Raw genomic sequence first — 12081 nt, 5'->3', positions numbered from 1 at the left:
CAACCAATGCTTGAAATGCCTCGACGGCGGCATTGGCTTGACGCGCAAGAAAGCACAATCTAGCGTTGAGGCCAAGGACATTGTCGTCGGGGGGGGGCGAACGTGGATCAGTCGAAGCTGCTTGGGATCGTCTGGTACGAATTGCGCGGCTGGACGACGATGCCGTTGGTTGCACAGGACGGCAGCAACCCGAACTACTTGATCGCCGTGCTCGGCAATCTCGCCAACACGCATGGCGAGAATGCATTCGGGGGAACGGCAGAACCGCCTCGACTGAGCGATCCCAACGTCGAACTCTACAAAAGCCTCGACACGATCATCGGGCCTGAGGTCAAAGGCGGTCAGTACAATGGCCAGGCGCTCCCGAAGCGCGCTGTGCTGTGGCCAATCAGCGACAACGCGCCCGTCGAGACCAAGGAACGTCCGCTGCCCGCGGCCGCACAATGGATCAAGCAGACTGGCGCGCCGATTCAGGGCATCTACGTTGCCAAGGGCAATGAGAAGATAGGACCGTACTACGCGCTCTGGACCTCGGACCAATCGCCGCAGGGCGCGGCTTACGTCTCGGGGGTAACAGGCACCAATGCGCCGCTCTCTACCAGGCGCTACTATCCGACCTGGAGCCGCGTGATCGGCTATGGCGGCGGCGTCCTGTTCTTCCTTGCCGCCTTCAACCTGCTATGGACGGCGAGCAGCATCACGCAGTCCTACAACCTGCTCACGCATCAGCAGGGCGGCTTCAGCGAGGACTTCGCAAAGCAGAAAGTCGCAGCACTCAGCGCAAGCTGTGCGAACACGCAGGATGCCAAGGAGAGCGCCTGTCTTACTAAAGACGCGACGCTGAAAATTGTAACGCCTTGTGCCGATCCGCCGAATGACCACTGCATTAGCGTTCAGGACAACACGGTCGCGGGGACGTCGGTCGCAGAGCGCCAATCTTCGCGAGACGATCGCGACAAAAAGCTGCAGGACTATTATTTGAAACTCGCTCCTTTCTGCGTCGGCAACCTGACGACTTGGGCCGGCAACATCAAGGAGGCACGCAAGCAAGGCAATTCGGTCGACATCGAGAACCCTGACGCCCTCCGATGCCAGACTCTACTGGGCGAGGCGATCAGCTATGCCTCGGCGAACCTCGTCGTCAAACAGGAGGGCGAGAACGGATTTGTCCTGGCCCTGACGTCGGGTCTTCAGCATCTGACCCGTGGACTGTTAGGCTGGCTAGTGCCCACCAGCGGCGCTCAGACCGTCTCGCTGGGAACCCCGACCACGCTGATGATGCTCGGCGTCATCGCCGTGCTCGTCGGATTGGGTCTCGGCGTCAACGGCACGCCGTTCGGCGCGCTGACAAGTCCGAATGGCCGCTACTCCCTGTCACTCGCGCAGGTCACATTCTGGACCGTGCTGGTGCTGACCAGCGTGATGGCAATCTCGATCTTTAACGGCGGCCTGGTTTCGGAGATGATCCGGCACTATCCGACGCTGCCGAAGGGCGCGACCACGCCGGTGGCCGTGGTCAACGGCTTCTTCCCGTCGATCCCCGATCAGATCTGGGCCGTGCTTGGCATCACGTTCGGCTCGACAATGCTGTCGGTCCTGATCAAATCGATCAAGGGCACCGCCGACGACATCTCCGCCGCCGACGTTGCCGCCGGCAACACCAAGCAGACCGGTGGCGTCGGCTTCTTCAATGCGCCGATCGCCCGCGCCGACCCGTCGCACAAGGCGTCCGTCGCCGACTGGTTCCTCGGCGAGGACGAAGGCAACAAGGACCGGATCGACATTTCCCGCGTGCAGATGGTGCTGATCACGGCGGGCCTGCTGGTGACCTATGGCAACGCGCTTTTCGCGGAGGTCCGCGACCTCTCGCTCCCGGAGATTTTGCTCGCAATCAAGCACACCGACGTCCTGATCGCCGCGATCCCTCCTGTCGGCGCAACGATGGCCGTCATGCTCGCGATCTCGCATGCGACTTATCTCGTGGCAAAGGCCGCCGATTCAAGCTCCTCGCAGGATCCAAAAAAGTAAGGGCATCAATAGATTGCACGCAGCGATTCGGTCTACGGATGTTTGGCAATGTCGGCCATGACGCCTTCGCCGTGTTCCGCGAAACGATCCGCGAGATGGACAAGGTCGCGACCGGACAGGTGGTGCTCACCAACCGCAAATCTCGATCGAATCACGAACATCAAGGTTTAAGCGCGAAAATCAGCCAGTCGCCAGATTCGGCAGCCGAGGCCTGCAATCAAGTCGCGACTTTGCGGCCTCGCTCCACCGAAGTTGCCTTTGGCCTGGATGCATGACATTCTGAGCCACCCCAGGGGCTACACCAGACCCTTCTGGCGTGCAGTAAGACCTGATTTTACGGGGCTTTCTCGAAACCGTTTTAAAGTGGCGGAGAGGGAGTCCGCACTCGCCGTTAAAATTATCATTTTAACTCAGTATGTTAGCTAGATCTTCGTGCTAGCTGCCCATAGTCTCACCCGCATCGGAACCGCGGATTGTAGCGGAAAACGACGAACGATAACGGCAAACTGCAGCCGGATAACGGGGCCTGATCGGGGTATGGTGCGAGCTTCGCTGTGTCTCGTGCGTCGATGATTGCCACACTCGTTGACGCGAGCATTGCGGACAGCTTTTCCCAGACTCAAAGTTCGCATTGATCAAGAAGTCGGTGAGAAAAGGGATCTAGGGCAGCTGCGCAGTACCCGCACAAACAAGAGGCACCCGGGTGCTTCTTCTGCTTTGTCCTGGGCACTTTGGCGAAGGTCACAAAACCGCGCCAGAACTTTCGGCGAACGGGATGGCCTCGATGAAATCGGGTGCTTTCCGATCTGCGAGAGGATTGCATGGCGACGTCGGAGGCAGAGGTCTCAACCAGATTGATACCCGCAAAAATATCAAACGAATTTTGACGTGTTCGTGACGACTGCCGCGGCCAACCCAACGTTCAATGACCTCGTGTTGATTTGCCCGCGCGAGTTCCGCCAGATAACCTCTGATTGCATTTTGCTCGAAATATCTATTGAAAATGTACGCCGACCATTACGTTTTTCTCCATGCCACACCGCCGTCTCGACCGAACTGAGCTCAGGCAATAGCGACATGGTCGGATCGATAATTCCAGAGCGTCTATAGGCTCTTGGAGCTGAACGCGATCACTGAAGTCGCGCTACACGGCAACAGGTCTTGGGAGGACGGAAATGGAGAGATTTATCATTCTTCGAGACGAAGGCAGGCCTGCCAATGCGGCACCCGTTGGCGCCGTTTTCGGTGGGGCCAGAGCAGGCGCGCCTGGACTTGAAAATTCAGATCCCAGAATTGACGCGTACGAACTAAGCAAGAAGGATCTGCGCGACGCTGCCCGCAACCCAAAGGTTTTTGGGGTCGCGCGTCCTATGCCCGTTGAGCTTGTCAAACCGTTTATTGTCACTGCCCCGGTTGCGGGCGATGCGTGGGGCGTTAGCGCGGTAGGTGCGGACAAATCCGCCCGCACCGGCGAGGGCATTGTGGTCGCTGTTCTCGACACCGGCATTGAAAGCAATCATCCGGCGTTCGCAGGCGTGAAGATCAAGCAACGGGACTTCACCGGCACAGGCGACGGCGACAACGACGGTCATGGGACGCACTGCGCCGGGACCATCTTCGGCCGCGCCGTACACGGTGTCCGTATTGGAGTCGCTGCAGGCGTGACGAAAGCAATGATCGGCAAAGTCTTAGACAAGAAAGCGTCGAATACTTCGGAGATGATCCTGAAGGCCGTCACCTGGGCCATGGACGGAGGTGCGCAAGTTATCTCGATGTCGCTCGGCATCGATTTTCCCGGTCACGTCAAGAACTTGGTCGAGAGACTGGAATGGCCCATCGAGCAGGCAACCTCGCGCGCATTGGAGGACTACCGCGCCAACGTCCGCATTTTCGACTCGCTAACCCAAATGGCCGCAGCCCGAGGGGCCGCAATGGGCGGCGGCACCCTGATCGTCGCAGCAACTGGGAACGAGAGCAATCGCGCCCGCGAGCCGCCTCTGGAGATTGCCGCCTCGCTCCCAGCCGCCGCGACCGATGTGATCTCGGTGGCAGCGCTCAATCGACGCGTCGGCGGTTTCGAGATCGCGAACTTCTCGAACACTTTCCCACAAATCAGCGCGCCCGGCGTCAATATCTTGTCCGCAGGACTTGGAGGCGGCCTACTGGCGCTGAGCGGCACCAGCATGGCCACTCCGCATGTCGCCGGCGTCGCATGCCTGTGGTGGGAAGATCTCAAGGACGATGGAATAGTCCCGGCGACGGCGGTCACGGTTCGCACTAAGCTATTCGCCACCGCGCGCACCGACGGATTCGGACCCGATGTCGACTTTGTCGATCGCGGCTGGGGCATCGTGGCCGCACCCAGATAAATCGCGCAAGCCAACGGCCGCCATATTGGTCAGAACTGGATTGGATCTTCGGAGCCGGATACAGGCTGAAAGCTTGAATTAACGGAGCCAGGACGTGAGCCTGCTGCGGATCGATGACCAGCCGGGGACATCTCCGAATGTTCACAAAGTGACTTTGCATTTCACCATTGAAGGCGAGCCGGCTCGAGCAGCAAGCGCGGAGTTTCCTTTCGCGCTTTCTGTCCGAGACCGCGAGGACATCCGCTGGTACCTAGAGGATTTTCTGCATTTCGATGAGGATCCTGCGCCCCGGATCGCAAATCGCGTCGAACAGCGTATGGAGGATATCGGCAGGCAGCTTTTTTCGGCAATCTTCAGCGCCTCCGACGAGGCCCGCGGCATATGGGGAGCCCTTGAGCGGCACCTTGCTGGTACGCGGATCGAGGTAACCGCCTCCATCGCGGAGGCCACCGCCACGCCGTGGGAATTTCTTTGCGATCCAGCCTCAGGGGTGAAGTTGGCCCTTGCTGCGCGAGCGTTCGTCCGCAACCCACGAGGAGCACTGCCATCTACGGGTCCAGCGTCAATCTCTGTTGCAGCAGAGGCTGGTCTAGTGCGGGTCCTTCTTGTGATCTGCCGCCCCCGCGGCGGCGAAGATGTTCCGTTCCGCTCGGTGGCGAGCCGCATCGTTGATCAGCTTGGCGGTACCGCGTTCGACATCGACGTCCTGCGACCGCCGACATACGAGCGTCTGGTCTGGAAGCTCCTTTGGGCGAAGGACCGCGGGAAGCCTTACCACATCGTCCACTTCGACGGGCACGGAACCTACGCCAATCCCGATCCGCTTGGCCAATGCGTGGTTAGTGGACTTGCGGCTGACCCACAAACGATCGGCGGCCGGCGTGGCTTTGTCGTGTTCGAAAATTCGGATCATCCAAGCAACGAGGCACTCGTTGATGGATTCGCCGTTGGAAAGCTGATGCAGGACGCGGGCGTTCCGCTGCTGGTGTTGAACGCGTGTCAGTCCGCGTACGCCGAACCGCCCGTAGAGCCACTGACACGAAGCACCGCGCAAATCCGCGAAGAGCTGGAATCTTACGGCTCGTTCGCGCAAGCCGTGCTACATGCCGGTGCCGCTGGTGTCGTCGCTATGCGTTATGTGATCTCTGTGACGACGGCGGCGGGGCTCGTTTCCGAGCTCTACGCCGGGCTAGCGCGTGGCTTGACCCTTGGCGAAGCGACAAGTGGAGCCCGCCGACACCTCGCCAAGCAGCCAGAACGTCAGGTTGGCCTTGGATCAAGACCAATGCAGGATTGGTGCGTGCCCGTGGTATGGGAGTCGGAGCCGGTTAGACTTTGGCCCGAAGCTCCAGCAGCGCAACAGCATAGCGTTCACGGCAGAGATAAATCGTGCCACTATATCGATCGCGACCTGCCGCCGCCGCCCACCGTTGGCTTTGAAGGTCAGGACTGGATTTTTTACGATCTCGAGCGGGCGTTTGAGCAAAGCCAAGTAGTTCTGCTGCACGGCTATGCCGGAAGCGGGAAAACCGCGATGGCGGCCGAGTTTGCGCGGTGGTACGCGGCGACCGGCGGCATCGACGGTCCATTGCTATTCACCAGCTTCGGGCGGCATCGTCCGCTTGCTCGCGTCCTCGACAAGATCGGGGACGCCTTTCCTGATGTACGTAGTCTTAGCGGCCGGTGCTTCAGAGCCATCGAGAGCGAGGGTGAGCGCCAAGAATTCGCTCTAGCTCAATTGGCTCGTGTTCCAGTGCTCTGGATCTGGGACAATGTCGAGCCGATCACCGGCTTTCCGACAGGAGTGCTTCCAAATTGGACGGCGGAGGAGCAGCAACAATTGCGCGCCTTCCTCGAAGAGGCACGCGCGACCAAGGCAAAATTCCTGCTCACATCACGCCGAGAGGAAAGAGGCTGGCTGGGCGAAATGCCCGCTCGAACATGGATGTTGCCAATGCCCTGGCACGAAAGGGTCGCTCTTGCCGCAAAGATCGCGCGCGATAGCGGTCCGCAAGGATTGAGGCTGCGCGACGTGCACGAGCTTCTCCGCTTCACCCGTGGTAACCCGCTGACCATCCGGTGGGCAATTGATCAAGCGCTGAAAAGCGGCATCGACACCCGCGAGAAGCTCCAGGAATATCTAGGGAAGCTGCGCACCGGATCTGGCGCGATCGGGAACCAACCACGGGAGGGCTTAAGCAAGTCGCTTCGTGCTTCGCTCGCCTATGGCTTTGAGGAGACCTTCAATGAGAAGGATCGCAAGATCCTGAGCGTCCTGCATCTCTTTCACGGCTTCGTGTCCGCTGGAACCCTGTTCTTCATGGGCCAGCTTCGAGGTGATCTGCATGTCGATGCCATCAGCGGACTATCCTATGAACATGCAGCTGAACTGCTCGATCGTGCCGCCGCTTTGGGCCTGTTAACAGCTCCGATCGGCTTCCCCGCATTCGCCTATGCGGCGCATCCCGCGCTCCCGTGGCACTTCCGGGGCATATTTGAACGCAATTTCCCAGGAGACGCGGGCGAACGCGCGCATGGTGCGTTCGCGGCGGCGATGGGACGCATGGCACATGAATATGTCAGTTTGTACCTAACCGGCCAAATTAGTTCTCCCGTCAGCCTCGGCCTAATCGCACTAGAAGAAGAAAATCTGCTCGCGGCGTACAATTGGGCGCTCGCACATCCGAAAGATCCCAGTTTTCATTGGAATGTTATATTGGCGATGCAAGCGCTTCAGCCGCTCTATAGCGGCCGCGGCTGGCGTGCCCAGTGGCGCCGGCTCGTCGAGGAGACCTTGCCGCACCTCATTAACCCAATCACAGATGAACCTCTGAAGGGCCGCGATGAGACCTGGGCTAAGTTGACCTTCTACCGCGCCGAGCTTGCCATGGATCAGCAGGACTGGAGCCGAGCCGAAAGGCTGTACCGCTTGGCGATCGCTCGAGAGCAGCGCCGTGGCGAGGCCGCTCTAACCGAACCTCATACGTCTAGTCGGAGCCAATACAACGATATCCGCTCGCAATCGAGCCTGCATCTCAATCTCGGCAGAGCTCTGCTCGAACAAGACGACGTCGCCTGCCTCGAGGAATTCGCTGAGGCGCTGCGGCTCTCACGTCTGCTCGGGGCACACAGAGAAACCAGCACCTGCATGTTTAATCTCGGAAAAGCGTACTATCGACTCTCGGCGGAACGCAATCTTGAAAGCGCGGAACGCTGGATACGCGAAGCTTGGGACAGCATGGACCATTTGGATTCTGAGGGAAAGAGCGCCTGCGCCTATCAGCTCTCCAGCATTCTCTACGAGAGATTCAAGCAAGGCCGGGAAGCCGGTCGACCGATAGGCACGCAGCAAAAACAACTGCAAGCGGCGTTCGAGGCAGCCTACGAAGCGCTTAAGGTGATCGACGCTTCAAACATCGGCTCGCTTGCGAGCACGCATCAGATCCTCGGTAAAATCCACCGGGCCGGAGGCAACGTTCGCGAAGCGCTCAGTCACTATTGCTCCTCCATCCAGATGTTCGATGAAATCGGGGACACCCTCGCATCGTGCAACACTCGCTACGATGTTGCCGCGATGCTTTTCGGTGACAACCAGGTACACGACGCTCGAGACTACGCCCATTCCGCCGTCCAGAGTCTGCGTCTCCTCGGCAAGGTCGGCAGCGATGACCTTAGTAAAGCGGAAGAGCTACTTCAAGTTATCGAAGCGTTTGTGCCGGCTTCAACGATATTCGCATCCCCGCAATCGACAACACGAGCGCGCAACTAGATTGCTAGCTTACCCGAAGGATTTCTAGCATCTTGTCCGGGAAAACTAGGATCATGGATTTTTCTTTGTAGTCGGAAAGCGTAGAGAATTTTCAACGTTGTGAGGAGACCATAGACGGAACGGTAAACGAGCTTTTTCACATTCGCCCGTACCAATGTTCAAGTCTACGACGCGCACTTGGTCGGCCTGTACCAATGGCTCGGTACGCAGTATCTTGTCGGTGTGGTCTCAGTAGCGGAGAGAGTGTCCGCGATTCAGCGCAAAATCTTTCTTTATCTTCAAACGTTTGGGTAATTTACGGGCCAGCGTTTCCACAGAGTTACCCCCAACCACTCGGCGAATTGGAACGAAAAACGACGGACAACCGCGGCCAAGTCTGCCAAACCGCGAAGTGTTATCAAATCTTTTTCATACCTGTAGGCTGCGAGGGGTTCACGTCGAGCAGGCCTTGGAGCGAGCTCACGAGCACTAACCGCCGACGTCCTACCGTTGTCGTAATGAGTTGCCCTGTCCCAATTAGCTCGTAAAGCTTCGTGCGTCCCAAGCCGGTGACCTCGCTCGCTTCGTTAATCGTGCAGGTGAGCCGCTGAACGAACGGAATCGACTTTAGTTCTCCAGATAACAGATCGGCTGGAGCAATCGGCAACCCCTCGCTTCTATCTCCCCCTTTTCGACTGTATGCCATGTCCCCTCCTACTTCACAAAGCTCGGCGGGACCAGAGTTTGCTGTGCGGCGATGAACGTCAATGCGAACGCCCGAGGGCTCGCGCGTACACTGGAGTACGGCAACGGCTATTCGAGCGCATTTGGAAATTAACTGCGGCATCGAGTTTTTTTGGCGATTGCGGAGAACTGGCGGGCGCTATAGCGAATTGATTCTTCAGAGGCTAGCGTCAGCTTGGAACGTTTCCGCAGTTGAATACTGCCAACGCGCACTATGACAAAAGGCAGCTCTAAGTGCTATTCAACCGCCAGCTTTTCCGGCCTGGCGTGCTGGCACTGCCTGATCGCCCTGATAGGGCTGAGACGGTCAGCTCTGAAGAAGACAATGCTGAGCAGTACGGCGCTGCCTGCGCCCCCAAGATGTGGCAACCAGCTCCCGAGGCATTGGGAGTTCGAGTCGGGGCCCGCTACATCGTGAAACCCACTATTGCGGGAGCACCGTTTTCCTACCGGAGAGCAGCCTAGCTCGGAACTCCGGCCACGATAGTCCACCAAAACCGTCGTCCGTCCGAAATCGGACGCCGGCCTAAATGGTGGGCGGTCGGTTCGAATCGGGGAGGCGCAACCACCGATGCCGGCATTCGCTGGCGGTCGCGATCTGACAAGCCTTCCGGTTTCCTAGGGGGGGGCACTACATAATTAATTGAAAATACTAATATATTTCGTAATTCCGTGTTGTTCCCGCCAGCATACGCTTCTGCGTCACCTTTTCCTTCGATTGTGATCATGAGCGAATGTCGGTGTTGTTGGCTGTGCCTTCCCGTAACCACCGACGCCATGAACAAAAAGGCTTACAAAGGCGCCCCGGCAACCCTCACGCATCGCGCGCATCGGCGCGTTCCAGGCGCGTCAGGAGCGCGTTGAGGTCGGTCCAGAGGTCTTCCACGTCCTCCAGCCCGATGCTGATACGCAGCACGGGGCCTGGGTGGGTCCAGGGTGTCACCGTCCGATCCTGAGCAATCGCCATCGGTGCGATCAGGCTGCGCGTGCCGCCCCAGGACGCGCCGATGGCGAAGACCTTCAGCGACGTCAGCGCCGCTTCCAATACGGATGGATCACACGGCTTCAGCAAGATACTGAAGACGCCCGATGACCTCCCCATGTCGCGTTTCCACAAGGTATGTCCAGGGCATGACGGCAGCGCCGGGTGCAGCACCGCTTCGATCACCCTCGACCCCGTCAGACGGCTGGCGAAGTCCTCCGAGACTCGTCCCATATGGGCGAGACGGACGCCCATGGTCTCAATCCCGCGCAGGGCAAGAGCGCACTCGTCCGGAGAGACGCCGATGCCCAGATCACGCAGCACCTCCTTCATCCTCTGACGGAGGGCAATGTCGGCGACCGAGATCGAGCCGAGCAGCAGGTCGGAGTGCCCGCCGACATACTTCGTGAGCGCCTCGCAGGCGAAATCTGCGCCATGTGCGAGCGGCTTGAACAGGAGCGGCGTCGCCCAAGTGTTGTCGCAGCCGACAAGTGCATTCCTCGCCTTGGCCGCTTTGATGATCGCCGGCACGTCCTGCACCTCCATGGAGCCGGAGCCTGGCGACTCGATCCAGACGAGCCGGGTACGCTCGTCGATCAGATCAGCGATGTCGGCACCGATGAGAGGATCGTAGGCCGCATAGTCGATGCCACGGGGCCTCAGGTAGGCCTCGCACACGCTGCGCACCGGCGGATAGACCGTGTCGGGGATCAGCACCTTGTCGCCGGGCATGAGGAATGTCAGGAACACCAGCATCATCGCCGCCTGGCCCGACGGCACCAGGACGGTGCGAACGCCGCCATGCAGCGCGGTTAGCTGTGCTTCCAGCGTCCGGGTGGTCGGTGTGCCGTGCAGGCCGTAGGTGTAGCCGTCGAAGCCGCGATGCCGGCGGGCGGCGAAGGCGGCACCGTCGGGGTAGACGATGGTGGAGGCACGGTGCGTCGCCACCGCGAGGCTGGCGAAGCCCTGGACGTCAACGGCGGGATGATGGACGCAGCGGGTCAGGTCATGCATGGGAGGGGCCTTCGCGGTGTTGAGACGAGACACGGGCGTTCAGGCGAGCGCGCGGCGCGCCACTTCGGCGAGCCATGCGACGGCGGTGGGCAGGATGGAATCGTTGAAGTCGTACGCGGCATTGTGCAATTCGCCCTCGGGACCGGCGGGACCATTGCCAATCCAGACATAGGCTCCGGGCCGATCCTGGATCAGAAAGGCGAAGTCGTCGCCGGTCGTACTCGGCCGAACGTCACGGGCGACAGATGCGCCGATCGCCCGGCCCGCCTCGGCGGCGAGATCTGCCTCGGCTTCGGTGTTGATGATGGGGCGTCCGGTCGAGGTGATCTCGACATCGGCGCGCATCTCGTAGGCCTCGCAGGTGCCGGCGATCAGCGCCTCCATTCGCTTGATCACCGCGCGACGCACCTCCGGCCGGTACGTCCGGAGCGTGCCAGCCAGAGTCACGCTCGGCGGGATCTGGTTCGACACCACACCACCATTGATCTGGCCGATTGAAAGCACGACCGCGTCGAGGGCATCGACATTGCGCGATACGATCGTTTGCAGGCCCATCACGAGATGGGCGGCAGCGACGATCGGGTCTCGCGTCAGATGAGGAATAGCGGCGTGACCGGCGAGGCCGTGCAGAGTGACCGACCAGCGCCCGCCGGCGGCCATGACCGGACCGTGATGTACGGCGACGGTCCCTGCGGGAATGCCCGGCCAATTATGGAAAGCGAAGACGCGGTCGGAGGGGAAGCGCTCGAATAGACCGTCGGCCAGCATGGCCTTGGCGCCGGCGCCGTTCTCCTCCGCCGGCTGGAAGATGAAGTGGACCGTGCCGCGCCACGATGGATCGGCCTGGAGGATGGCGGCGGCGCCAAGGAGAGCGACGGTATGACCATCATGGCCGCAGGCGTGCATCACACCCGGCACTGAGGAGGCGTAGGCGAGCCCTCCGACTTCGGTGATCGGCAGGGCGTCCATGTCGCCGCGCAGGGCGACCGACCGAGCGGAGCCCGATCTGCTGAGCGTGGCAACGACACCGTGGCCGCCGATGCCTGGGACGAACGGGACGTCGAGCTCGGCCAGCCGCTCGGCGATGAAGCGAGCCGTGGCGCTCTCGGCGCCGGATAGCTCTGGGTGTGAGTGGAGGTGCCGACGCCAGACGGTCAGGCGGTCGTAAAAGGCGGTGTCCATGAGATCTCTACGTT

General features: G+C 60.2%; 5 protein-coding genes and 1 pseudogene. 4 read left to right on the top strand and 2 right to left on the bottom strand.

Features of this window, described 5'->3' with window-relative positions; translation table 11 throughout:
- The first annotated feature begins 102 nt into the window (after window positions 1–102).
- From ACQR1B_RS01090 to ACQR1B_RS01075, 4 genes and pseudogenes are all read left to right on the top strand, one after another.
- Window positions 103–2028, top strand: a complete 1926-nt coding sequence (locus ACQR1B_RS01090) for a hypothetical protein (protein ID WP_434832696.1) — start codon at window positions 103–105, stop codon at window positions 2026–2028.
- A gap of 32 nt (window positions 2029–2060) precedes the next feature.
- Window positions 2061–2168 (top strand): annotated as a pseudogene (locus ACQR1B_RS01085) (Ku protein); the annotation flags it as partial.
- Between the two features lie 1035 nt (window positions 2169–3203).
- Complete coding sequence (locus ACQR1B_RS01080; RefSeq protein ID WP_434832697.1) at window positions 3204–4397, top strand: S8 family peptidase; 1194 nt, start codon at window positions 3204–3206, stop codon at window positions 4395–4397.
- A 94-nt stretch (window positions 4398–4491) separates the two neighbouring features.
- Window positions 4492–8166, top strand: coding sequence for a CHAT domain-containing protein (locus ACQR1B_RS01075; protein WP_434832698.1), 3675 nt, complete (start codon window positions 4492–4494; stop codon window positions 8164–8166).
- Between the two features lie 1537 nt (window positions 8167–9703).
- On the opposite strand, the gene ACQR1B_RS01070 is transcribed toward ACQR1B_RS01075, so the two are convergent.
- The gene (locus ACQR1B_RS01070; protein WP_434832699.1) at window positions 9704–10885 is read right to left on the bottom strand and encodes a trans-sulfuration enzyme family protein; all 1182 of its coding nucleotides are present in this window, start codon (window positions 10883–10885) and stop codon (window positions 9704–9706) included.
- A gap of 39 nt (window positions 10886–10924) precedes the next feature.
- The gene (locus ACQR1B_RS01065) at window positions 10925–12067 is read right to left on the bottom strand and encodes an amidohydrolase (RefSeq protein ID WP_434832700.1); all 1143 of its coding nucleotides are present in this window, start codon (window positions 12065–12067) and stop codon (window positions 10925–10927) included.
- Window positions 12068–12081: the final 14 nt, after the last annotated feature.

Origin of the sequence: Bradyrhizobium oligotrophicum (assembly GCF_051168495.1) — a bacterium.
GTDB lineage: Bacteria > Pseudomonadota > Alphaproteobacteria > Rhizobiales > Xanthobacteraceae > Bradyrhizobium > Bradyrhizobium oligotrophicum_A.
The sequence above is the reverse complement of the archived record's forward strand: the minus strand, read 5'-3'. Positions and strand labels throughout refer to the sequence as shown.

Bases quoted from the DNA above. Each gene is read 5' to 3' on its own strand.
- ACQR1B_RS01080 (WP_434832697.1), top strand. From the start codon at position 3,204: ATGGAGAGATTTATCATTCTTCGAGACGAAGGCAGGCCTGCCAATGCG.
- ACQR1B_RS01070 (WP_434832699.1), bottom strand. From the start codon at position 10,885: ATGCATGACCTGACCCGCTGCGTCCATCATCCCGCCGTTGACGTCCAG.
- ACQR1B_RS01065 (WP_434832700.1), bottom strand. From the start codon at position 12,067: ATGGACACCGCCTTTTACGACCGCCTGACCGTCTGGCGTCGGCACCTC.